The 24,125-nt window shown below is 70.2% G+C and carries 20 protein-coding genes; 13 read left to right on the top strand and 7 right to left on the bottom strand.

What is annotated here, in order from left to right; genetic code table 11:
- On the bottom strand, window positions 1–2,155 hold a 2,155-nt coding region (locus ON41_RS04885), incomplete at its 3' end, for a sensor histidine kinase (RefSeq protein WP_157185357.1).
- 318 nt (window positions 2,156–2,473) lie between these two features.
- Between ON41_RS04885 and ON41_RS04880 the strand changes: the two genes are divergently transcribed.
- The 6 genes from ON41_RS04880 to ON41_RS04855 all read left to right on the top strand — a co-directional run bounded on the left by ON41_RS04880 (window position 2,474) and on the right by ON41_RS04855 (window position 9,454).
- Window positions 2,474–4,585, top strand: coding sequence for an AMP-binding protein (locus ON41_RS04880; protein WP_083905133.1), 2,112 nt, complete (start codon window positions 2,474–2,476; stop codon window positions 4,583–4,585).
- Window positions 4,586–4,695: 110 nt separating this feature from the next.
- Window positions 4,696–5,082: a hemophore-related protein gene (locus tag ON41_RS04875; RefSeq protein WP_040745512.1), complete on the top strand. Its 387-nt coding sequence runs from the start codon at window positions 4,696–4,698 to the stop codon at window positions 5,080–5,082.
- A gap of 103 nt (window positions 5,083–5,185) precedes the next feature.
- Window positions 5,186–5,896, top strand: a complete 711-nt coding sequence (locus ON41_RS04870) for a response regulator transcription factor (protein WP_040745510.1) — start codon at window positions 5,186–5,188, stop codon at window positions 5,894–5,896.
- A 13-nt stretch (window positions 5,897–5,909) separates the two neighbouring features.
- Window positions 5,910–7,310 carry a sensor histidine kinase gene (locus tag ON41_RS04865; RefSeq protein WP_246829448.1) on the top strand — a complete coding sequence of 467 codons (1,401 nt, stop codon included), beginning with the start codon at window positions 5,910–5,912 and terminating at the stop codon, window positions 7,308–7,310.
- A gap of 40 nt (window positions 7,311–7,350) precedes the next feature.
- Window positions 7,351–8,520 (top strand): YhgE/Pip domain-containing protein, encoded by a 1,170-nt coding sequence (locus ON41_RS04860; RefSeq protein WP_040745509.1) that lies wholly within the window; start codon window positions 7,351–7,353, stop codon window positions 8,518–8,520.
- Window positions 8,521–8,719: 199 nt separating this feature from the next.
- The gene (locus tag ON41_RS04855; RefSeq protein WP_040745529.1) at window positions 8,720–9,454 is read left to right on the top strand and encodes a DUF6928 family protein; all 735 of its coding nucleotides are present in this window, start codon (window positions 8,720–8,722) and stop codon (window positions 9,452–9,454) included.
- A 1-nt stretch (window position 9,455) separates the two neighbouring features.
- Here the strand turns inward: ON41_RS04855 and ON41_RS04850 are convergent, their stop codons facing one another.
- A complete protein-coding gene (locus tag ON41_RS04850; RefSeq protein ID WP_040745507.1) occupies window positions 9,456–9,749 on the bottom strand; it encodes a DUF2537 domain-containing protein in 294 nt (97 codons plus the stop codon).
- Window positions 9,746–10,549: a TrmH family RNA methyltransferase gene (locus tag ON41_RS04845; RefSeq protein ID WP_040745506.1), complete on the bottom strand. Its 804-nt coding sequence runs from the start codon at window positions 10,547–10,549 to the stop codon at window positions 9,746–9,748. Before ON41_RS04845 ends, ON41_RS04850 begins: the two co-directional genes overlap by 4 nt.
- A gap of 165 nt (window positions 10,550–10,714) precedes the next feature.
- On the opposite strand from ON41_RS04845, the gene ON41_RS04840 reads away from it, so the two are divergent.
- The gene (locus tag ON41_RS04840) at window positions 10,715–11,074 is read left to right on the top strand and encodes an FKBP-type peptidyl-prolyl cis-trans isomerase (protein WP_040745505.1); all 360 of its coding nucleotides are present in this window, start codon (window positions 10,715–10,717) and stop codon (window positions 11,072–11,074) included.
- An 84-nt stretch (window positions 11,075–11,158) separates the two neighbouring features.
- On the opposite strand, the gene sepH is transcribed toward ON41_RS04840, so the two are convergent.
- Window positions 11,159–12,268, bottom strand: coding sequence for a septation protein SepH (gene sepH / locus ON41_RS04835; RefSeq protein ID WP_040745503.1), 1,110 nt, complete (start codon window positions 12,266–12,268; stop codon window positions 11,159–11,161).
- 182 nt (window positions 12,269–12,450) lie between these two features.
- Entirely contained in the window at window positions 12,451–13,578 is a 1,128-nt protein-coding gene (serC, locus tag ON41_RS04830; protein ID WP_040745501.1) for a phosphoserine transaminase, read from the bottom strand.
- Window positions 13,579–13,767: 189 nt separating this feature from the next.
- Between serC and ON41_RS04825 the strand changes: the two genes are divergently transcribed.
- Complete coding sequence (locus ON41_RS04825) at window positions 13,768–14,502, top strand: hypothetical protein (RefSeq protein WP_246460915.1); 735 nt, start codon at window positions 13,768–13,770, stop codon at window positions 14,500–14,502.
- Window positions 14,503–14,665: 163 nt separating this feature from the next.
- Here ON41_RS04825 and ON41_RS04820 read toward each other — a convergent pair whose 3' ends face one another.
- Together ON41_RS04820 and ON41_RS04815 are read right to left on the bottom strand one after the other, a co-directional pair.
- Complete coding sequence (locus tag ON41_RS04820) at window positions 14,666–15,529, bottom strand: polysaccharide deacetylase family protein (RefSeq protein WP_246829447.1); 864 nt, start codon at window positions 15,527–15,529, stop codon at window positions 14,666–14,668.
- Between the two features lie 36 nt (window positions 15,530–15,565).
- Entirely contained in the window at window positions 15,566–16,702 is a 1,137-nt protein-coding gene (locus ON41_RS04815) for a citrate synthase 2 (protein ID WP_040745497.1), read from the bottom strand.
- Window positions 16,703–16,965: 263 nt separating this feature from the next.
- Between ON41_RS04815 and pdxH the strand changes: the two genes are divergently transcribed.
- The 5 genes from pdxH (at window position 16,966) to ON41_RS04790 (ending at window position 23,927) form a co-directional block, all read left to right on the top strand.
- Window positions 16,966–17,616 carry a pyridoxamine 5'-phosphate oxidase gene (gene pdxH / locus ON41_RS04810; RefSeq protein WP_040745525.1) on the top strand — a complete coding sequence of 217 codons (651 nt, stop codon included), beginning with the start codon at window positions 16,966–16,968 and terminating at the stop codon, window positions 17,614–17,616.
- 88 nt (window positions 17,617–17,704) lie between these two features.
- Entirely contained in the window at window positions 17,705–18,988 is a 1,284-nt protein-coding gene (locus ON41_RS04805; protein ID WP_085995610.1) for an MFS transporter, read from the top strand.
- A gap of 252 nt (window positions 18,989–19,240) precedes the next feature.
- On the top strand, window positions 19,241–20,554 hold the full coding sequence (locus ON41_RS04800) for a citrate synthase (protein WP_083905129.1): 1,314 nt from the start codon (window positions 19,241–19,243) through the stop codon (window positions 20,552–20,554).
- A 398-nt stretch (window positions 20,555–20,952) separates the two neighbouring features.
- Complete coding sequence (locus ON41_RS04795; protein WP_040745494.1) at window positions 20,953–22,680, top strand: ATP-binding protein; 1,728 nt, start codon at window positions 20,953–20,955, stop codon at window positions 22,678–22,680.
- Window positions 22,681–22,745: 65 nt separating this feature from the next.
- A complete protein-coding gene (locus ON41_RS04790; protein WP_051160974.1) occupies window positions 22,746–23,927 on the top strand; it encodes an AI-2E family transporter in 1,182 nt (393 codons plus the stop codon).
- The last annotated feature ends 198 nt before the right edge of the window (window positions 23,928–24,125 follow it).

Below are 24,125 nucleotides of genomic sequence, written 5' to 3'. Positions count from 1 at the left end.
GCTGCCGCTGCGGCAACCCGCCCGCGGCCGCACCGTTCGCCGGCGCGCCGTTCGCGGCCGCGGGCCGCTCGGCCCCCGCCCGGTCGGCGCCGGGCCGATCGGAGATCGGACCGCTCGAGGTCGGATCCACCGTGACCATGACGTTGCCGCTGGGCGTGCGGGTGACCGCGCGGGTCTGCATCGACGGCGGACCGGGACGCTGCGTCGGCTGAGCGTTGGGCGGCGTCTGCGAATTCGGTTGTCCCTGCGCCGGAATCTGCACCGCGGCGCCGCCGGGCGTCACGATGAGCGGCTTGGGCACGTGCACGGTGACCGTGACGCCGGGATCGCGCGCGGTGTCGAACGTGGGCCGCAGCCGCACGGTCAGGCCGTGCCGCTCGGCCAGCCGGCCGACCACGAACAGACCCATGTGACGCGCGGTGTCCGGACCGACCTCGGCGATGCTCTCGAGGCGGCGGTTGATCTCCGCCATCTCCGCCGGCGGCATACCGATACCGCGGTCGGCGACCTCGATCAGCAGGCCCTGCTCGTGCGCCTGGGCGAAGGTGAACTTCACGTCGGTCTCGGGCGGCGAGGCGCGCAGCGCGTTGTCGAGCAGCTCGGCGAACAGGTGTGCCATATCGGAGGCGGCCGGTTCGGTGATGGCGCCGCGCGGGGTGGCGCCCAGCTTCACGCGCTCGTAGTCCTCGACCTCGGAGATGGCCGCGCGCAGCACGTCGGCGATCTCGACCGGGGCCGTCTTGCCCCGGCGCTGCTTCGGCGTACCGGCCAGAATCAGCAGGTTGTCGCCGTTGCGTCGCATACGGGCGGCGAGGTGGTCCAGCCGGAAGAGGTTCTCCAGCAGGCGCGGGTCCTTCTCGTCGTACTCCATCGCCTCGATGAGCGAGAGCTGATGGTCGACGAGGGATTTGGAGCGCCGCGCCAGGGTCTCGAACATGTCGTTGACCTGAGTACGCATGGCGGCCTGATCGGCGGCCAGGCGCAGCGCCTGCCCGTGGATGTCGTCGACCGCGCGGGCGAGCTGGCCGACCTCCTCCTCGGTGTGCACCGGCATCGGCTCGAGCGGGACGTCCTCCGGGCTGGCGCCGTCGCGCAGCCGGGACACCTCGTGGCCGAGGTCGTGCTCGGCGACGCGCAGCGCGGCCAGGCGCAGCTTGCGCAGCGGCACGATCATCGAGCGGGCGATGAGCACCGCGAGCACCAGCGCGGCGAGGATGGTCGCGATGACGATCACCGCGTAGCGGATGGCGCCGGTCCGGGCGTTGTCGGCCAGGCTCTTGACCTGAGCGTCGATATCGGCGCTGGACTGGGCCACTACCTTCTGGTAACCGGCGAGGCTGTCGAGCGCGGACTGCCGCAGGTCCTGCAGCGGGATCTGGCCGGAGGCCGCCTGCGGCCCGTTGGTCAGCGAGATCCGGTTGTTGACGCCCTGGGTCAGCTCCGCGATGGCGGGATCGCCGTCCGGGAAGCGGTGCGCCAGGATGCCCAGCATCTGCCGCTCGGTATTCGCGGCGATCTGGAAGTCGCGCAGGCCGTCCTTGACATTGCCCCGGATCGCCTCCGCCATACCGGCGGTCTCGGAGATCAGCACCGCGCGGGTGTTGAGCGAGTCGACCAGACGTAGCTTGGCCGCCTCGACGCCCGGGTCGGAGATCGTCGCGGTGATCGCCTCCGCGGTGCGGACGCTGTTCTGCCGGATCGCCTCTTCCTGGGTGAGGGCTTCCTCGATCGTCTTCGACGGGGCGGCGCCGTTGGCGCGAACGGCTTTGGCGCCGTTGATCATTCCATCGATCGCGGTGCGACCGCCCGGTACGCCGTCCAGCCGCGGCGCGGCCTTCTCGGCGGCGGTGATCGCGTTGTCCAACGCGGTCAGATCGGCGTCCTGCACGAGCGACTGATTGGGGCCGAGCATGATCATCTGCTCGCCGGCGACGGTCGCCGCCGCGGCGCTCAGGCCGGTGACGGCCGGGATCGCCTGTACGTGCTTGACCGCCGTATCCAACTCGCTGGAGTCGCTGAACTGCGCCGCGATCCTGGAGGCGCCGAGCACCACCGCGACGAGGAGGGGGACGGCAAGGACCGCCGTAACCTTCCAACGCAGGTCCCAGTTGCTAAGCGCCCAACGCTTACTGCCGGACCTAGCGGCGTCACGCATCTCCACTCACTTTCCAAACTGGCCCCAGCCATGCGCCATCAGCGGGCCTCCGACGATCCCGTACGGGGCTCGACAGGCAGAGCTGGCCGAGAACTGCGGCTGGCCGAGAAATTGCGTCCATGACGGCCGACATATGTGGCATGCGATTCTAACGGATCAATAACTTCTTGTGTGACCTGTTGGCAACGTCCAGCCGTTGACCTGCCTATTCCGGACAAAATCAAAGGTCGCGGCGCCCGCCCGGACGTCGCGTGAAGTCTGCCACAATCAGGCTGATCTATCGAGGCGGGCATCGAGGCGAGGCAGGGAGTCACACGGTTGAACGCGAAGCAGGAGTACCGGCCCGCCTACCAGACCAGCCTGGTCGATCCCGCCGACTTCTGGGGCGCCGCCGCGCAGGCCATCAGCTGGGACGTTGCGCCCACTCAGATCCTCGACAGCACCGCCCGCCCGACGGCTCGCTGGTTTCCCGATGGTCGCCTCAACACCTCCTACAACGCACTGGATCGGCATGTGCGCGATCTCACACCGGAAGCGGGCTCGACAGCTGACGAGTTCCCTCCGACCGGCGGACGCGCGGACCAGCCGGCCCTAATATACGACTCCGCTATGACGGGCGCCACACTCGTCTACACCTACGCGGAGCTGCTGGCCGAGGTCGCCGAGTTCGCCGGCGCGATGCTGCGCCTGGGCGTCCGCACCGGAGACCGGGTCGTCATCTATATGCCGATGATCCCGGAAGCCGTGGTCGCGATGCTGGCCTGCGCCCGGATCGGCGCGGTGCACTCGGTGGTCTTCGGCGGGTTTGCCGCGCACGAGCTGGCCGCGCGCATCGACGATGCCGAACCTGTGCTCATCGTCACAGCATCCGGCGGTCTGGAGCCCGGTAAGCGCATCGAGTACCCGCCGATCGTGATGCAGGCGCTGGATCAGGTCTCGGCCACGGGGCCCCGGCACGTCGTGGTCAAGCAGCGCAACGGATTTCCGACCATACGGTTCGCTACGCCGCAGCCGGCCACGGACAATCTCCCGGGATCCGCGGATACGGTCGCCGCGCAATGGATCGACTGGGAGGACATGGTCCGCGACGCGGAACCGGCCGAACCGGTCTCGATGGCGGCCACCGATCCGCTCTACATCCTCTACACCTCCGGCACCACCGGGAAGCCCAAGGGCGTGGTGCGCGACAACGGCGGGCACGCGGTCGCCCTGGCCTGGTCCATGCGCAACATCTACGACGTAAGCCCCGGCCAGGTGATGCTGACGACCTCCGATATCGGCTGGGTGGTCGGCCACTCCTACATCGTCTACGCCCCGCTGCTGGTCGGCGCCACCACCGTGCTGTTCGAGGGCAAGCCGATCGGCACCCCGGACGCCGGCACCTACTGGCGGCTGGTCGACCGGCACGACGTGCACGTCATGTTCACCGCCCCGACCGCGCTGCGGGCCATCCGCCGCGCCGATCCGGAGGCCACGATCGCCGGGCGCCACGATCTGTCGCGGCTGCGGGCGCTGTTCTGCGCGGGCGAGCGGCTCGACCCGGCGACCCTGGAGTGGACCCGCGGCACCCTGCTCGCCGACCGGCCCGACTGCCCGGTGATCGATCACTGGTGGCAGACCGAGACCGGCTGGCCGATCTGCGCGAATCCGCTGGGGCTGCAAGAACTTCCGGTCAAGTCCGGATCGGCGTCGGTCCCGGTGCCGGGCTACCGGCTCCGAGTGCTGGACTACGAGGGCGACGCGGTCACGGCCGGTACCGAGGGCAATATCGTGATCGGCCTACCGCTGCCGCCGGGCACGCTGACCACCCTGTGGGGCGACGACGACCGGTTCGCCCGTTCCTATCTGTCCGCCTTTCCGGGCCACTACCTGACCGGCGACGCCGGCTACTTCGACGAGGACGGCTACCTGTACGTCCTCGGCCGCAGCGACGACGTGATCAACATGGCCGGGCACCGGCTCTCGGCCGGCGGGATCGAGGCCGCGGTCGCGGGGCACGAGGCCGTCGCCGAATGCGCGGTGATCGGTGTCCCCGACGAGCTGAAGGGCCAGCGCCCGATCGCCTACGTGGTCCTCAAGAACGCCGCCACCGAGGGCACGGCGCCGATCGACCCGGCGCGGCTGCGCGACGAGGTGATCGCGCGGGTGCGCGACCAGATCGGCGCCATCGCGACCCTGCACGACGTGATCGTGGTGGCCGCGCTGCCGAAGACCCGCTCGGGCAAGATCCTGCGCCGCAGCATCCGGCAGATCGCCTCCGGAGAGCGGCCGGAGATGCCCGCCACCATCGAGGATCCCGCCGTCCTGGTCGCGCTCGAGGACCAGATCCTCGCCAGCCGCGCCGACGAGCGTCCGGGCGGGGAAACCGCCGACCCGGGCGTGCCCGACTCCACCGATACCCCGGCCGGCGGACAATCCGTCGTACGGTGACCCCCTCACAGTTTTCTCAGGACCGGCTCACACGGTGATCAGAACACAGCCCTAACGTCGAGTCGGTCCGTCATCGTGACGACCCCGGACCCGACCAGAAAGGCTCCACCATGACCTCACTGCGCACACGGCTCACCGGTACCGTCCTGACCGTCGGTGGCATCGCCACCGCCGCCGCCCTGCTCGTTCCCGGCACCGCATCCGCGGATCCGACCGATATGGTCGCGCCGCTGCTGAACTCCGACTGCACCTTCACCCAGGTGGACGCCGCCCTGCACGACAAGAACCCGCAGCTGGCCTCGATGCTGGACGCCAACCCGCAGCAGAAGGCGATGCTGCAGCAGAAGTTCGACCAGCCGGTCGAGCAGCGCCGCGCCGAACTGCAGCAGTACGCGCAGGAGCACCCCGACGAGGCCCAGCGGGCCCAGAACGACCCGCGCGCGGACGGCCTGAAGCAGACCATGCAGGAAGTCGCGGATTCCTGCCACAGTTACTGAGACACTCGGCCCCAATCTCCGTTTTCCGGCACGCTTTTGGCCGGAATCCACCGTGAGATTCCGGCCAAAAGCATGCCGGAAATAGTGGGCAGAATGAGGTGCTGTGACGAGCGAGCGTGAGACCCCCAAGGTGCTGCTGGTCGACGACGACGAGGATCTGCTGGCGTCGGTCGAGCGGGGGTTGCGGCTGTCCGGATTCGAGGTGCTGATCGCTCGCGACGGCGCGGAGGCGCTGCGCTGCGTGAGCGACGAGTCGCCGGACGCCATCGTGCTCGATATGAATATGCCGGTGCTCGACGGCGCCGGCGTGGTGACCGCGCTGCGCGCGATGGGCAACGAGGTGCCCATCTGCGTCCTCTCGGCGCGTAATTCCGTCGGCGACCGGATCTCCGGACTGGAGTCCGGCGCCGACGACTACCTCGTGAAGCCGTTCGTCCTCGCCGAACTCGTGGCGCGGATCCGCGCGCTGCTGCGCCGCCGCACCGACACCGCGGCCACTCCGGCCACGCCGGGCGCGATCGTGGTGGGCCCGGTGGAGATCGACGTCGCCGGCTATCGCGCGCTGCTGCACGGCGACGAGATCGAGCTCACCAAGCGGGAATTCGAACTGCTGTCGACGCTGGCCCGCAACGCGGGAGTGGTGCTGAGCCGCGAACGGCTGCTGGAACTGGTGTGGGGCTACGACTTCGCCGCCGACACCAATGTCGTGGACGTCTTCGTCGGCTACCTGCGGCGCAAGCTGGAGGCCGGCGGCACGCCCCGGCTGCTGCACACCATCCGCGGCGTCGGCTTCGTGCTCCGGGCGCCGAAATGAGCCGGGCCCCCTCGTGACCGAGAACGCCGGCGCGACGACGGGCCGCCTCCGCCGGCCGCGGCGACGGTCGTACTCGCTGCGCACCCGCGTGGCCGGTGCGGCCGCGCTGGGCGCGGTCATCATCACGGCCGTGCTGAGCTGGGTGTCGGTGCGCGCGCTGGAACGCAACAACCTGGCGCAGGCCGATCAGGAACTCACCCTCGCCTCGCGCATCGTCCTGATGCAGCCGGTGATCGCCGTGGGCGTGCTGTCGCTCGTGGGCCCGAACAAGGACATCGCGGTCACGGTGCACGAGCACGGCGACGTCGCGGCCTCCACCAGCGTGCGACTGCCCGATCTGGATCCGGGGTCGCAGACGCTGACGATCGACGGCACCCCGTTCCGGGTGCTGACCACCACCGAGAACCAGCCGGCGGGCCGCACGGTCTCGATGGCCATCCCGCTGACCGACGCCTATCACGCCACGTCCGAACAGCGCCGCTGGGTATTGGCCGCCGCCGGGCTGGCGGTGGCCGCCGCGGCCGGGCTGGGCTGGGTGTTCGGCGGGCGCGCGGTGCGCCCGATCGTGGATCTCACCCGGGAGGTCGGCGTGCGCGGCGGCACCGGCGAACCCGACGCGCCCGTCGACAGCTCCGGCGTGCGAGAGGCGGAACAGCTTGCCGAGGCGGTCAATTCGCTGCTGGACCGCGTGAACCGGGCGCAGGCGGAGACCGCCGCGGCGCTGGAGACGGCCCGTGATTTCGCCGCGGTCTCCGCGCACGAGCTGCGCACCCCGCTCACCGCCATGCGCACCGACCTGGAGGTGCTGCGCACCCTGGACCTGAACGAGGCGCAGCGCACCGAGATTCTCGCGGACCTGCAACGCGGCCAGGGCCGGGTGGAGACGACGCTGGCCGCGCTGGAGCGACTGGCCGCCGGCGAGCTCACCAACGATCAGGATCACGTCGAAACCGATGTGGGCGATCTGGTCGACCAGGCCGCGCACGACGCCATGCGCCACTTCCCGCAGCTGACCGTGCGCATCGAGACCGATCGGGAGCTGATCACCCGCGGTCTGCCCACGGGGCTGCGGCTGGCGGTGGACAACGCGCTGACCAATTCGGCCCGGCACGGCGGCGCCACGGAGGCGCTGGTCTCGGCGCATCGCACGGCCGACGGCTACATCGTCATCTCGGTCGACGACAACGGCAGCGGCATCCCGCCGGACGAGCGCTCGGCGGTCTTCGAACGCTTCTTCCGGGGCACCCGCGCCAGTAAGGGCGGCTCCGGGCTGGGCCTGGCCCTGGTCGCCCAGCAGGCCCAATTGCACGGCGGCCGTAGCTTCTTCGACGACGGCACCCTCGGCGGCGTCCGCCTGGTCCTCATGCTGCCGGACCGGGCGCTACCCCTACCCTTACCGAACCCACAGAGCTGAGCGGGTACCGGCCTCATTCCGGACCTCTACGGTCTGAGAGGTGATCGGAAAACGTGCTCGCTGGGCCCTCGCGGCCGTCGTTCTGCTCGTTGCCGGCGGGGCCGTCGGCGGGGTGTCGTGGATGCGGCAGGCGTCGTCGGCGCCGACCGCGGTGGCGATCGTCAACGCCGATACCGGGCCGGCGGGCGCGAAGATCGTGAAGGCCCTGCGCGACGGCGGAATCCACGACTGGACCGTCGCGGACGCCGGTCGGGCCGACACGGCGGACTACGCCGCGGTGATCACCCTGCCCGCCGATCTGTCGTCCTCGCTCGCCACCCTGGCCTCCGCGCAGCCGCGTCGCGCGCAGGTCACCGTGGACACCGCCGCGCACGCCGACGCGAACCTGGTCAACGACGCGGTGAACGAGGTGACCCGCCGGATCGGCGCGGCCGGTGTGGATCAGACCCTGGCCGCGGTCGCCACGGCCCGCGGATCGGTGCAGCAGGTCGCGTTCACCACGCAGGTCCTCGGCGCGGGCGTGCAGATGGCGGCCGACGCCTCCGGTCAGTTCAGCGGCGGCGCGGACCAGATGCTCGGTTTCCTCACCACCGCCAAGGACGGCGCCGGACAACTGACCACGGGAATCGCGCAGCTCAACGAGGCCCTCGGCGCGGCGACCACACAGGCGAACAGCCTCGCCGGCGCGCTGGACGCCACCGGCGTGACCATCGGTCAGGTCACCGGTTCGGCCACCGCGCTGAGCACCGGGCTGAACCAGGTCCTGCCCGCGATGCGCGCGCTACCGTTCGCGAACGATCCGCGGTTGGCCGACATCATCGGGAAACTCGATGCGCTGCAGGGCATCTCCGATCAGGCCGGGACACAGCTCGCCGGCGTCGCCCAGCTGACCGGCACCAGCACCGATCCGAATACGCCCGTCGGCGCGCTGCTGCGCGACGCGGCGACCCGGCTGTCGCAGGCGGGCGCGCAGCTGAACCAGGGCGCGGAACTGGCGAAACAGGTTCCGCAGCTGGCGGATCAGGGCGCCGCCCAGCTCACCGGCGCAATAGAGGGCCTCAGCGGCGGCGTCCGGCAGTTGCAGCAGATCGTCGCCAACCTCAATACGCAGACGGGAAATGCCCTCGACGCGTTGCCGGTCCGAAGCGGCAGTCAGCAATCGGCGCTCGCAACCAACCTCAGCGACCCGGTGGAGATCGTGCGCGACTGAGCCGCGCCGCGCGCCTGACACGCGCGCGCGGAATGCGAAGCGCAGCGTTTTCGGGTCCCGGGGGAGTAAATTTTTCTTAGGCCCGCACGACAAATCGGGCGGATGCCGGTCAGGTCGCGCAGGCCGGGCCGCGTCCGGTATCCGATGTTTGCTCGAGAGTAGCTATGCTTGCCCGTACGAGGATCGGGAGGTGTCGGAAGTGCCGTCTACAGCTTCGTCCCTCTGGTACGTCGACGACCCCGACCCGGTGGCGGTCTTACGCGAGCACCCGGACCCGGATCCCGAGGCCGCCCTGGCGCTGGCCAAACAGCTCAATCCGGACCGCGATGTGGTCCCGGCCGCGTCGGGCACGCTGAAGGTCTGGGCCGGGCCGGATCCCGGCTCGATCTACATCGGCTGCTATCCGGGCGTCACGGTCGTCTGCACGGGCCAGGCCGCGCTGAGCCGCCCGACCACGCTGCCGGAGTTGCTGGTGCGGCCGCTCGCCTCCGAGCACACCTATCTCGTCGCCTACGACATCCCGCACGGCTGGGGCGCGTTCGCCCATTGGGAGCGCGGCGAATTCCGGCGCGCGTTCAGCGCCACCCGGGTCAACATCCTGGAGGACGAGGGACTGCCGCTGGTGTGGGAGCGGCCGTACTGGGCGGGCGAGCATCCGGTGCATCTGCATCCCGGCGAGCTACCCGATCCGCAGATCCTGCCGTTCGACCCGCCCGGCTTCGCCGACGAGGCCAACCTCGAGTGGCTCGGATTCCGTTACCGCGACGCGACTTCCGAGGACGCCCTCAAACCCACCGATATCGCCGTCTGCGGCTTCAGCCTGTATCCGAAGGGCGAGGCGCCCGCGCCGATCGCGCCGGCGGAGCCGAACCTGCCGGAGGACAACGGAAAACGCTGGTTCGGCTGGTTGCGCAACCGCGACCGGGTGTCGTGAGCTAGGCCGCCACGGCGGCGACCAGCAGCGCGATCCAGCCCAGCGCCACGCCCGCGGCCACGCCGGCCAGCACCCAGCGGGTGACCGGGGTGTTGCGCCAGCGCCAGGCCGTGGGCGCGGCACCGCCCACGGCGACGACATTCACCACCACCGCCAGCAGCCAGTGCACATGCGCCAGCGCGGTGCCGAAGGAGTAGATCGCGGCGGCCGCGAGCGCGGCCACCAGCGCGGCGACGGTCAGCCCCGGCGCCCACGGTGTCGGTTCCGAGCCCGGACCCGAGTACGGCTGAGTCACGAGATCCGCACCCTTTCGTAGAAGGCCATCGCCGCCGCGGTGGCCACGTTCAGTGAGTCGGTGCCCGGTGACATCGGGATGCGGGCCCGCACGTCGGCGGCGCGCATCGCCTCCTCGGTCAGGCCCGGCCCCTCGGCGCCGAGCAGCAGCGCCACCCGGTCACCGGTCATCGCGGTGGCCAGATTCGCCGCGGCGGCATCCGGCGTCAGGGCGATGACCTGGAAACCCTTGGCCCGCACCGTCTCCAGGCCGTCCGGCCAGCCCGGCAGGCGGGCGAAGGGAACCCGCAGCACGTGCCCCATCGACACCCGGACCGCCCGCCGGTACAGCGGATCGGCGCAGCGGTCGCCGAACAGTATCGCGTCGGCCCCCAGTCCCGCCGCGTTCCGGAAGAGGGAACCGATGTTCTCGTGATCGTTGACGCCCTCCAGCACCGCGACCGTGCGGGCGCCGTCCAGCACCTCGTCCGCTACCAGTTCCGCGGGACGCCGGGCCACCGCCAGCACACCCCGGTTGAGATGGAAGCCGACCACCTCGGCCATCACCTCCGCGGTGGCGCGGTAGTACGGCACCGCGAGCCCGGCCAGATCGCCCGCCAACGCCTCGTGGCGGCGGCCGACACCGAACAGCGCGAACGGCGTGAACCGGGAGGCCAGCATGCGCTGCACCACCACCACGCCCTCCGCGACGACCAGGCCCTTACCGCCCGGCAGATCCGGCCGCCGGTCCGCGGAATTGAGGTCGCGGAAGTCGGCGACCCGGGGATCGGCGGGGTCGTCGATATCGATCACTACGGCCACGGGGACCCATCTTGCACTGCGGTGCGCGGCCCGCTCCGGGGGCATCGGGCACAGGCGGCGCGGCCCGTCCGGCGAATGTGACGCGGCTCGTCCTCCCGAGGGGTTTCGACGCAGCCGATATGGTGAACAAACAGTGTCGGCAATCCATCGAACGGAAGAGGACGCATGACCAAGCCGGAAGTAGAGCGCCCGGAAGGCCCCGCCCCCGCAGAGTTGGTGATCAAAGACATCACTGTGGGCGACGGCCCCGAGGCGGTGCCGGGTGGCACCGTCGAGGTGCACTACGTGGGCGTCGAGTACGACACGGGCGAGGAATTCGACTCCTCCTGGAGCCGTGGCGAATCCCTCACGTTCCCGCTGCGAGGCCTGATCCAGGGCTGGCAGGACGGCATCCCGGGCATGAAGGTCGGCGGCCGCCGCCAGCTCACCATCCCCCCGGAACTCGCCTACGGCGCCGAGGGAGCGGGCCACCAACTCTCCGGCAAGACCCTGGTCTTCATCATCGACCTGCTCAGCGCCAACTGATCGGACCCACGCGGGGGCACAACGGAATACGGAAACAGCGGGCAACTCCGTGAGTTGCCCGCTGTTTCCGGTGTCGAGCAGGCGTCAGTGGCCCGAGCTGCGCACGCCTAGGAGGACGTCTTCCCAGGAGGGCATGGGGGCCTTGCCGCCGCGCTTGGAGCGGGACTGCTTCTGGGCCGGCTTGCCCGGCTTGGGCTGGGCGGGCTCGGCCGGGCGCTCCGCCGGGGCGCTCGCGGCCGCGGGGGCGGCCGGAGCGGGGTCGGCGGGCTTGGGCGACGGGGCCGGGACCGCGGGCGCGTTCGGCGCGGGGGCCGCGGTGGCGCTACCGGGCGCCGCGGGCGGCGGCGTGGCCGGAGCGGACTTGGGCGCGGCGGGCTGCGCCGGGGCGGTCGCGCTCTTGGCCGAGACCGGGACCGCGGTACCGCCGACCGCGGCGCGCTGCTCGAAGTACTCGGGCTCACGCTCCTCGGCGGTGATGCGGTCGGGCTCCGGGGCGCTCAGCGCGGCGGGCGCCGGCTCCTCGGGCACGGGCGGTGCGGCCGCGACCGTGTCCACCGGTGCGGGCTCGGCGGCGCCGTCCGGCAGTATCGTCGCCAGGCCGCGCAGGGCCCGGCCGAAGTCCGGATCGATGAGATCGGTGGCCGGATCGTCCAGCGGGGTGACCGAACCGCCGTGCGCGTCGGGCTGGAAACGCCAGTGCGCGGCGATCACCGAACGGCCCGCCTGCCACTGCAATTGGGCCACCCAGTAGCCCTTCTCGTCCTTCCAGGCGTCCCATTCGGCGATATCGATGTTGTGCCCGCGCTCGGCGAAGGCGGCCGCCACCACGTCGAGAAGGGTCTCGACGGCGGGGCCGTCCTTGCGGACCGGGTGCGCGCGCTGCGCCAGTTCGGCGGCGCGGGCGCGCTCCAGCAGCACGGGGTAGGCGAAGCGCTCCACCCGGGAGGTCGGCATGCCCGACTCCTCGGTGACCTGTTCCACGGAGGCGCCGGCACGGATACGGGCCTGGATATCGCGAGGACGCATGGTTGCTTCCGTTTCGATCTCGATCTGGCCGAATCGGGCAAGGTCTCCGCGTGCGGCGGCACGCAGCTTCTCGTCGGCGGGGAGCCGGTACTTCACACCGGTCTCGGTGTCGACACACACGATGTGCGCGGAATCGGGCGTCAATCCGATCACTCGAAGTTCACGCACCGTTACCTCCTTATCGCTGCGTCGATCACAGCCAGGCTCGCGACACCGCCCACGTTCTGGAACAGTAGTGCACTTCTGTGGTTCATGTGGCAAGACACGCGCGCGGAAATCTGTGACAGAACTCCCGCGCGCGTTAATCTGCACTATTCAGTGTTCCCGACGCCGTGTCCGGCGCGATGAGTCTACTGCGAGATCTCCTGAACCACCCAGTCGACGCAGCGGGTCAGCTGCGAGACATCCTCGGGATCGATGGCCGGGAACATGCCGATGCGGAGCTGGTTACGACCCAGCTTCCGGTACGGCTCGGTATCGACGATACCGTTGGCGCGCAGCACCTTCGCGACCTGCGCGGCATCCACCGACTCGGCGAAGTCGACGGTGCCGACGACCTGCGAGCGATGCGCCGGATCAGCGACGAACGGCGTGGCGTACTCGCTCGACTCGGCCCACGAGTACAGCCGCGACGAGGAGTCCAGGGTGCGCTTGACGGTCCAGTCCAGGCCGCCGTTGTTGTTCATCCACTCGATCTGGTCCGCGAACAGCAACAGGGTGGCCAACGCCGGGGTGTTGTAGGTCTGGTCCTTGGAGCTGTTGTCGACCGCGATGGGCAGCGACAGGAATTCGGGGGTGAACCGGCCCGAATCCTTGATCTCGGCAACGCGTTCGAGGGCCTTGGGGCTCATCAGCGCGATCCACAGGCCACCGTCGGCGGCGAAGCACTTCTGCGGGGCGAAGTAGTAGACGTCGGTGTCGGCGATGTTCACCGGCAGGCCGCCCGCGCCCGAGGTGGCGTCGATGGCGATCAGCGCGTTGTCCGAACCGGACGGGCGCTGCACGGGAAGCGCAACGCCGGTGGAGGTCTCGTTGTGCGCCCAGGCGATCACGTCGGCGGCCGGATCCGCGACCGGCTCCGGCGCGGTGCCGGGGTCGCTGGAGATCACGATCGGATCGCCGATGAAGGGGTTCTTCTTCGCCACCGTGGCGAACTTCGAGCTGAACTCGCCGTAGGTCAGGTGCAGCGAGCGCTCGCGGATCAGGCCGAAGGCGGCCGCGTCCCAGAACGCGGTGGTGCCGCCGTTACCGAGCACCACCTCGTAGCCATCCGGGAGGGCGAACAAGTCGCGCAGGCCGGAACGCACACGGGCGACGACGTCCTTGACCGGCTTCTGGCGGTGGCTGGTGCCCATCACCGCGGCGCCCACCTCGGCCAGGGAGCGTAGCTGCTCGGGGCGGACTTTGGACGGGCCGCAGCCGAACCGTCCGTCGGCGGGCTTCAGATCGTCGGGGATGGTCGGGAACGCAGCGGTCATGGGCTCAAGCCTAAAGGCTCGCCCCGGTCCCGAACGCGCCTGGGTCACCACCCGCCGCGCCGGCGGTCCGGCGGTAATTCACCCGCCGGAACCGCTGTGGCGCAGGACACGGAACGGTTACGGTGAACCCATGCGCGAGCGCGGCAGGCAAACATCGGGCACCGGCACGAGCGCGGGAAGGTCACGGGCATGAGCACGGCGGCCCACGGCGGACCCGACCCCGGCGTCTCCGCCGCGAATCCGGCGTTACCGGGCCTCGGCGGATACCGGCGCGGCGATTCGGACACGCTCTGGCGCGCCCTGCTGCGGCAGGTGTCGGCCCGGCTCGAATCGCGCGGGTTCGTCTTCGGCAGCGGGGCCCTGTCCCCCACGGCCCGGCGCGAACTGCTGATCCGCGGCCTGCCCGGAACCGCCACCGTGCTCGGCGTCCGCCCGCGCCGCACCGAACCCGGGCACCGGTTCTGGGTGCGGGTGCTGGCCGAGGACCTCGCGCCGTACGAGACCCGGGTGCGCCAGCGGGTCGACCCGGCCGATCTGGAATTCATGCAACCGGGCGATGTGGTCGGCTGCCGCGTCGACCCGGGCGACCGCGATCGCGTCGTGCTGTACGTGCCGAGCCCCGGGGAGGCGACCCGGGTCAGTATCTCCAAGATCCTCGCCCACGGCCGCCGCGCCGACGCCACGGTCCTCGCGGCCACCCCCGTCGCCGCCGACTACAGCGGTCGCGACGACCCCGTCCTCCGGCTCGACCTGGAGTTACGCGCCTGGGACGAACCACGCCCCTGGCGCGTCCGCATAGTCCAGCCCGTCCCCCTGCCCGCCATCCAATTGGTCGACCTGGGAAGACATCTGGACGTCGCGTTCTTCACGGTCGACCGAGGGGATTCCGTCGCCGTGGATTGGGAAGCCTCGGCCGACGTGTGATTCCGGCCAAAAGCGTGCCGGAAAAATCAAGTGCGCCTGCCTGGCACGCCCTCTTGCCGACGCCTGCCTGGCACGCCCTCTTGCCGACGACTACCTGGCACGCCCTCTTGCCGACGACTACCTGGCGTGCCCTCTTTTCCGGCACGCTTTTGGCCGGAATCTCCTACGGCAGCTTCACAAATTCATAACCCTGGGCGCGCAGGCGGGGGAGCACCGCCGACATCCCCGCGGCCGTACCGGATTTCGGGCGGTGCATGTGGGCGATCGAGATGGCGCCCGGGCTCACCTGGCCCATGGCCTTCTCCACCTGCGCGGCCGAGTAGGTGGCGCCGGCGTCGGCGTTGACGCTGAATCCGACCGGCTGCTCGCCCAATTCGCGCACGATGGCGACCGCGACGTCGTCGTAGTGGGCGGTGCCGGTGCGGAAGAACCGCGGCGGGTGGCCCAGCAGCTTGGTCAGGGTGTCGTGGTTGCCCCACACCTCGTCGACGGCCTGCTGCGGCGAATCGGTGCCCGCGATCCCGTAGGCGGCATGCCCGTTCACCGACAGCGGGCAGTGCCGGGTGCCGTGATTGGCGAGTTCGAACAGCGGGTTGGCCGCCAGCCGCGCCGCCCGGCCGGGATCGGCGTCGATCCAGCGCTTGTTGAGGAACAGCGTCGCCGGAATGCGCTGCGAGACGAGGAAATCCACCAGCTCCTGGTTGATCTCGTTGTTGCCGTTCCCACCACAGGCGTCGAAGGTCAGCGCCATCCGCTTACCGTCACCCGGTACGGAGGTGACGATTCCGGGCAGGTCCATCCCCCACTGGGTGGGCTGCCGCCCCGCGTAGCGCGCGGCCACCGCCGCAGGCGCGGGCCCCTGCTGCGGCGCCACCCCCGCCGGGGGCAATCCCTGCTTGGGTCCGGCGGACGCCGGCTGGACGGACGAATTACCTTGCGCCGCACCACAACTCGTAGTCGCGAGACCGGCTACGACCGCCGCGCCGGTCACCATCAGCCGCCGCCGCGAGAGCTCTCCATCGAACACTCGAGGCATGCTACGCGACGGCCCCCGCGCCCGAAACTACTTGTGGACCACGTTCTCCCAGCCCACGACCGACTCCGGCGTGCGCGGGGCGGGACCGGTGTAGATGGCGGCCGGCCGGACCAGCTTGCCCAGCTGCTTCTGCTCCAGGATGTGCGCGCACCAGCCGGCCGTGCGGCCGCAGGTGAACATGGCCGGCATCATGTGCGCCGGAACCTCGGCGAAGTCCAGGATCACCGCGGCCCAGAACTCGACATTGGTCTCGATGGCGCGGTCGGGGCGGCGCTCGCGCAGTTCGGCGAGGGCGGCCTGCTCCAGCGCCGCGGCCACCTCGAAGCGCGGGGCGTCGAGCCGCTGGGCCGTAGCGCGCAGCACCCGGGCCCGCGGGTCCTCGGCCCGGTACACCCGGTGGCCGAAGCCCATCAGCTTCTCCTTGCGGTCCAGGATGCCCTTGACCAGCGTCCGCGCGTCACCGGACTGCTCGACCGCCTCGATCATCGGCAGCACGCGCGCCGGGGCGCCGCCGTGCAGCGGGCCGGACATCGCGCCGATCGCACCGGACAGGCAGGCCGCCACGTCGGCGCCCGTGGACGCGATGACCCGGGAGGTGAAGGTGGAGGCGTTCATACCGTGCTCGGCGGCCGACACCCAGTAGGCGTCGATGGCCTCGATGTGCCGCGGATCCGGATCACCCTTCCACCGGACCATGAACCGCTCGGTGATGGTGTCGCACTCGTCGATCTTCTTCTGCGGCACCGCGGGCTGGTAGATGCCGCGGGCGGACTGCGCCACATACGACAGCGCCATCACCGATGCCCGCGCCAGATTCTCCCGCGCGGTGTCGTCGTCGATGTCGAGTAGCGGCTGGTAACCCCAGATCGGCGCGAGCATGGCCAGACCGGCCTGCACGTCGACGCGGACGTCACCGGTGTGCACCGGCAGCGGGAACGGCTCGGCGGGCGGTAGACCACGGCCGAATTCGCCGTCGACCAGCAACGCCCAGACATCCCCGAAGGTCACGTGGTTCGAGACCAGATCCTCGATGTCGACGCCCCGGTAGCGCAGGGCGCCACCGTCCTTGTCCGGCTCGGCGATGTCGGTGGTGAAGGCCACGACGCCTTCCAGGCCGCTGACGAAATCGGTGGGTACGGCGGGGGCCGCAGCGCTGGCAGTCATGGTGTGACGCTCCTTGCAAAATCGGGCCGCACGATCAGCGGGCGGCCACGCTCCGTTCGGATCGACGCTCGTCCGGCGCGGCGCGCGGTGGCGCGGGCTGACGAGCAGGACGCGCGCGTCGATCAGTAAGAACCTTAGTCCTCCTACTACTGCGGAGTAACGTCTGGTCCATGCGCGACGAGCAGAATTCACCTGGGTCGGCGGAGCGGCCCGAGGCGGCCGGAATAGACCCGGCGCTGCGGGCGCACCTCGATATCGCCGCGATGCGCGCCGAATACGGCGGCGACCCGGATCTGGACGAATCATGGCTGGTCGAGGGCTGGGAACCGCTGCTCCGGATCTGGATAGAACAGGCCACGCGCGCCGGGATCGCCGAGCCGAACGCGATGGTTCTGGCCACCGTGGAACTCACCGACGCGGGCCCGCGGCCGGCCTCCCGCACGGTGCTGTGTAAGGGGTTGTCGGGCGAAGGTGTGACTTTCTACACGAATTACGACTCCAACAAGGGCAACCAGCTCTCGGCGGTCCCCTACGCGTCGATCACCTTCGCCTGGCCCGCGCTCGGACGCCAGGTCACGCTGCGCGGCCCGGTCGCGCCGGTGGCTCCCGAGGTGACATCCGTCTACTGGCGGTCGCGGCCCCGCAATTCGCAGCTGGGGGCCTGGGCCTCGCAGCAGTCGCGGACGGTGGCCTCGCGCGCGGAACTGGATAGAGCGCTCACCGATGTGACGGCCCGGTTCGAGGGCGTCGAGCAGATTCCGGTGCCGGCGAACTGGGGCGGATATCTGCTGCAGCCCGAGCAGGTCGAATTCTGGCAGGGGCGGCGCAGCCGGTTGCACAACCGGATCCGGGTGAGCCTGGACGCCGGCGGCACGAACGCGGCGGCCATGAAGATCGAGCGGCTGCAACCCTGAACCGTCGCTCCCGCAAGTCTTGTAATCATGGGATGACTCACCGAAAATCGGTGACCATGCACTGGTCCGCCCCGCTAACCTTCCGTCGGTGAAGCTCCTCGCGGACACCGCGCCCCTCCGCAACACCGACTACCGCAGGCTGTGGACGACCGGCATCGTCACGATGATCGGCGCGCAGCTGTCGGTGGTCGCGGTGCCGCAGCAGATCTTCCAGATCACCGGCAGCTCCGGCTATGTCGGCCTGGCGGGGCTGTTCGGCCTGGTGCCGCTGGTCGCGTTCGGACTGTGGGGCGGCGCGCTGGCCGATGTGATGGATCGGCGAAAGCTGTTGCTGATCACCAGTTCCGGCACCGGGCTCACCGCCCTCGCGTTCTGGGCGCAGGCCGCGGCCGGGCTGAACAACGTGTGGATCGTGCTGGGCCTGTTCGCCGTCCAGCAGGCCTTCTTCGCGGTGAACCAGCCCACCCGCGCCGCGATCATCCCCCGGCTGCTGCCCGCCGAACTGCTGCCCGCCGCCAATTCGCTCAATATGACGGTGATGCAGTTCGGCGCCATCGCCGGGCCGGTCATGGCCGGGGCGCTGATCCCGCTGACCGGGCTGTCGATGCTGTATCTGCTGGACGCGGTGGCCCTGCTGGCGACGCTGTGGGCGGTGTGGCGACTGCCGGCCGTCCCGCCGACCGGCGGACAGCGCCGGGCGGGGCTGCGCACGGTGGTCGAGGGCTTCACCTATCTGGCGACCCAGCGAATCCTGCTCGCCTCCTTCGTGGTCGACATCATCGCCATGGTGTTCGGCATGCCGCGGGCGCTGTTCCCGCAGATCGCGCGGGACAGTTTCGGCGATCCGGCCGCCGGCGGCGTCGCGCTGGGCCTGTTGTTCGCGGCGATCTCGGCGGGCGCGGTGGCGGGCGGGGTGTTCTCGGGGTGGCTGACCCATGTGCGACGGCAGGGCCGGGCCGTGGTGGCGTGCATCGTGCTGTGGGGGCTGGCGATGGTCGGCTTCGGGGTGGCCGTCGGCGCCACCGGGCACGGCCTGAGTGTCCGGGCCGGACTGTGGATCGCCCTGGCCTGCTTGGCCTTCGGCGGCGCGGTCGACATGTTCTCCGCGGCGCTGCGGACCACGATGCTGCAGCAGGTCGCGACCGACGAGATGCGCGGGCGGCTGCAGGGCGTGTTCATCGTGGTGGTGGCGGGCGGGCCGCGCATCGGTGATGTTGCCCACGGTTTCGCGGCCGCCGCACTGGGTACTGCGGTAGCCGCGGCGGGCGGCGGCGTCCTGGTGGTGATAGGGGTACTGATCGCCGCCGGCGTGTTCCCGGCCTTCGTACGCTACCGCGTCGCGCGCGCCCACGCCGAGGTTCCGGTGCCCTGATCCGGCCGGTAGACAAGCACCCGGCCTGCGGCGATCGCGCGACCACGGCCGTGACCGCGCGATCGCGTCAGCACACGCCGCGCCACTACCACGGACCCCTGGTCCGGCTCTCCTCGTGAGCAAGTGACCGTGAGGTAGTTAACGGAGACCCTCGCTAATCACACCCACCGCACAGCGGCTAGCGTTGAGGCAGGCGCATCGGACGCCGACCGCACCCGGTGCCTACGGCTCTAGCCTGAGAGGGATCCTTCCGTGCCCGCTGAGAACATCATCAACGTCGACGACGACGCCAAGCCGGTCCTGTCCTACCCCGGTGGCGACTATGCCATGACTGTCGCCAAGGCAGCCGAGGGCAATGACGGAATCGACCTGGGCAAGCTACTGGCCAGCACCGGATACGTCACCTACGACCCCGGTTTCACCAATACCGCCCCCACGAAATCGTCGATCACCTATATCGACGGCGAGGCGGGCATCCTCCGTTACCGCGGCTACCCGATCGAGCAGCTGGCGGAGCGGTCCAGCTTCCTCGAGGTCAGCTACCTCCTGATCTACGGCGAGCTGCCGACGCAGGCGCAGCTCGACGACTTCACCGACCGGATCCGCCGGCACACGCTGCTGCACGAGGATCTGAAGCGGTTCTTCGACGGCTTCCCGCGCAACGCGCACCCGATGCCCGTGCTGTCCTCGGCGGTCAACGCATTGTCGGCGTACTACCAGGACTCGCTGGATCCGCGCGATCCGGAGCAGGTCGAGCTGTCCACCATCCGCCTGCTGGCCAAGTTGCCGACCATCGCGGCGTACTCCTACAAGAAGTCGGTGGGCCAGCCGTTCCTCTACCCGGACAACTCGCTGTCGCTGGTGGAGAACTTCCTGCGGATGACCTTCGGCTTCCCGGCCGAGCCCTACGAGGTCGACCCCGAGGTCGCCGCGGCCCTCGACATGCTGCTGATCCTGCACGCCGACCACGAGCAGAACTGCTCCACCTCGACCGTGCGCCTCGTCGGCTCCTCCGACGCCAACCTGTTCACCTCGGTATCCGGCGGCATCAACGCGCTGTGGGGCCCGCTGCACGGCGGCGCCAACCAGGCCGTGCTGGAGATGCTCGACGGCATCAAAGCCAGCGGCGGTGATGTGAAGGAGTTCATCCGCAAGGTCAAGAACAAGGAGGACGGGGTGAAGCTCATGGGCTTCGGTCACCGCGTCTACCGCAACTACGACCCGCGCGCCACCATCGTCAAGAAGACCGCCGACCAGATCCTCGGCAAGCTCGGCGTGCAGGACCCGCTGCTCGACATCGCCAAGGCCCTCGAGGAGGCCGCGCTCACCGACGACTACTTCGTCGAGCGCCGCCTGTACCCGAACGTCGACTTCTACACCGGCGTGATCTACCGCGCGATGGGCTTCCCGACCCGCATGTTCACCGTGCTGTTCGCCATGGGCCGCCTCCCCGGCTGGATCGCCCACTGGCGTGAACTGCACCGCGAGCCCCTGAAGATCGGCCGCCCGCGCCAGATCTACACCGGCTACGGCGAGCGCGACTACGGCGATATCGACGGTCGCTGAACGGCATTCCCCGCGTACTCGAAACCCGCTTCCGCACACCGGAAGCGGGTTTCGTCGTCTGCGGCCCTCCCGCTATAGCCGGGACGGCACGCCCACACCAACCGAATCGGCCGTTCCCGTACGTGTTCCCAGCTCATCCGACCACCGCGAGCGTACGGTCCGGACACAATGCGCTCGCCGTGTGCGGTCGCGAACTGCGGCGGTGGCCAGCGGGATTCGCGCAGTTCGCGGTGGGCGCGGCGATCGGGCCCCTGGATCTCGGGGCATGCCGTGCGAAAAATACCGGTCGGCTACGGAACTGATCAGGGAGCATCTCCGTCTAAACCTGTTGTAAGAGATCAGTGACCGATCGTCCGGGGGACGTCCGGTCGGTGTGAAATCGTTCTCGGGGGGAGTACATGAAGCCGGTAATCACGAGTGTCCACCACTCGAATCACGCGAAATCGGCACGCCAGGAATTCGCGAGCAGGCTGTCGGCGCTGCATCGCGCCGCGGGCGCGCCGTCGTTGCGGAATGTGGCCATGCTGGCACAGCAGCGGGCCGAGGAGATAGGGCACAAGGGGAGGTCCGCCCTGGCCTCGGCGCAGCGCATCAGCGACTGGATGAGCGGTCGCAACGTGCCCGCCAAATTCGAATCGCTGCTTCCGGTGCTGCACGTGCTGAGCGCGCGGGCCCGCCGCCGCGCCGGAACACCCAGCGAGACGGTGAATCTGCGCGCTTGGCGCTCGCTGTGGTCGGCCGCCCGCAACGCGCCGCTCGGCCAGCCCGCCGCTTCCGCCGCGCGGCTGTATCCGGAAGGCCCGTACGCGCAGGAGCACGAGGGCATCTTCTTCGGCCGCCAGCGCGCGCTGGCCGCGCTGCTGGAGCTGGTGCGGGCCTCGGCGAGCCCGCACCGGTCCGCCGACGTGGTCGTGCTGACCGGCGCGTCCGGCATCGGCAAATCGTCGCTGCTGCACGCCGGTGTCCTGCCGGTACTCGCCGCCGAGACCGAGCGGTGGGCGATCACGACGGTGACGCTGAGCCCCGACCCGGCCGGCGTCCTGCGCCAGATCACCAGCAGCGAAACGGATTTCGCCGCCTTGCGGGAGAGTTCCGGGCGGGAGCGCCCGGCGCGCCGGCCCCTGCTCGTCGTCGACCAGTTCGAGCGGCTGTTCGATTCCGGCGTGGAACCCGCCGCGCGCGAGGACTTCCTGATCTCGCTGAAGCAGCTGTGCGCGGCGGGTTCGGTCGTCCTCACCGTGCGGTCCGACCGCCTGCCCGACTGCGCGCAGTATCCCTGGCTCGCACACGCGTTGCAGCACAACAGCTTCACGCTGAACCCGATGACCCGCCAGGAACTGGGGACGGCGATCGTCGGCCCGCCGCGCACCCGCGGGGTGACGGTCGACCCGGGAGTCGTGGAGCTGCTGCTGACCGTGCTCGACACGCCGCGGTACACCGTCGACCGGCAGCACGCCGAGCCCGGTGCGCTGCCGGTCCTGCACGCCACGCTGCACTCGATGTGGTCCTGCCACACCGACGACCGCATCGACGCGGCCGACTACCGCCGGTCCGGCGGCCTCGAGCGCACGGTCCACACCCTCGCCGAGGAGGCATGGGAGGGCCTGGCGGCCGACGCGCGGAACGACGCGCGCCAGATACTGCTGGCGCTGGTCACCGTCCACCGCGACGGCACCGTCACCCGGCGCCGGCTGCCGGGCGCGGAACTGCGCCGCATCGCCGCCCAGACCGCGTCCGGAGCGCAACTCGTCGACCGGCTGGTATGCGACAGGCTGATCGCCGTCGACTACAAACACGCGACGCTCGTCCACGACGCCCTGCTCGGCTGGGACCGCCTCGCGGGCTGGGTCGGCGACCAGCGCACGGCGCTGCTGTGGCGGCATCGCATCGAGGACGACGCCGCGGAATGGGATACCGCCGACCGCGATCCGGGACTGCTCTACCGCAGCATCCGGCTGACCACCGCCGTCCGGCACGCCACGCCGACGCTGAGCGTGGTTGCCACGGAGTTCCTGCGCGCCTGCGCTCGGGCCGAACTCTCCACACCGGAGCGCCGTCCGGGCGGCGACGACACCACCCCTACCCCTATGCGCCCGCGAGGTACCTCACAATTCATCAGGAGCTAGCCGGGCCCAGGCCCGTGGTCGCGTCGTAACCAGGAAATTGCCCGCATATCGGCGAGACTGAGGGCATGGCCGCGCAATCGCCCGCGTCCGACGAGCCCGGCGACTCGACCCCGGATGCGCGGAGCCGTGCCCGGATGCCCGCCTGGCTCCCGCGCGCGATGGTGCTGGCGTTCGTCTTCCTCGCGCTGTTCGAGCTGGCGGGCTGGGCCTTCCACCGGCTGCTCGGGATCCTGATCATCATGCTGGTGGCGTTCTTCGTCTCGCTGGCGATGGAGCCGGCGGTGGGGCGCCTGGTGGGCCGGGGAATGCATCGCGGCCTGGCCACCGGGCTGGTGTTCGTGCTCGTCTTCGTCTCTGTCGTCGGGTTCATCGCGGCGCTGGTCACGCTGCTGGTGGAGACCGTCGGCACGCTCGTCGACGAGGCGCCGCGGCTGATCGACGACCTGGTCGGCTGGGTCAATCGCACGTTCCACCAGAACTTCACGCTGCACGACCTGTCCGACCGGCTGCTGCGCGACTCCGACGTCATCAACGGCTACGCCGAGCGGGCCGCGAACAATGTGTGGGGCGTGTCCAGCACCATCCTGGGCGGCCTCGCCCAATTCCTGACGATCGCGCTGTTCAGCATCTACCTGACCGCGGACGGGCCCAAGCTGCGCCGCACGCTGTGCTCGGTGCTGCCGCCGGATCGCCAGGACACCGTGCTGCACGCGTGGGATCTGGCGATCGAGAAGACCGGCGGATACCTGTATTCGCGGGCGCTGCTCGCGGTGATCTCCGCGGTCGCGCACGGGGCGTTCCTGGCGATCCTCGGGCTGCCGAACGCGGTGGCGCTGGGCATCTGGTTCGGTGTGATCGCCTCGTTCGTGCCGACGGTCGGCACCTATATCGCGGGCGTCCTGCCGATCCTGATGGCGCTGACCATCCGGCCGCTCGACGCGGTGTGGATCGTGGTGTTCACGATCGTGTACCAGTGGTTCCAGGACTATCTGTTACAGCCGCGGATCACCCAGCGCACCGTGGACGTGCACGCCGCCGTCGCGCTGCTGGCCGTGCTGGCCGGCGGCGCGCTGCTCGGCGCGGTGGGCGCCCTGCTGGCCATTCCCGCCACCGCCACGGTGCAGGCCTTCTTCAGCGAGTACGTGAAACGGTATGCGGTGGAGGAGGATCCGCGCATCGAACGCACCACGTCGGCCCGCAAGCGCCGCCGCACGGCCGCCGCGGCCCGCGAGGACGACGCCGAATAGCGAGCCAAGGTCTTGTTAAGCCGACCCGAAGCCGCCTGACGCACAGTGGTATTCAGCGAGGCCGATCGCCTCGCTGAATACCCGGCTCGCATCGCGCCGGCCGCGTACTGGGAGGGGACGGCTGGCCGGACAGGTCACCGGTGCGAGCCGGGCCCCCGGAGTTCGGATGTGCGGAGCGGCCGGTGCGCGCAACGAGGC

Origin of the sequence: Nocardia transvalensis NBRC 15921, from assembly GCF_000308875.1 — a bacterium.
GTDB lineage: Bacteria > Actinomycetota > Actinomycetes > Mycobacteriales > Mycobacteriaceae > Nocardia > Nocardia transvalensis.
This window is presented reverse-complemented; position numbering and strand designations above follow the sequence as displayed.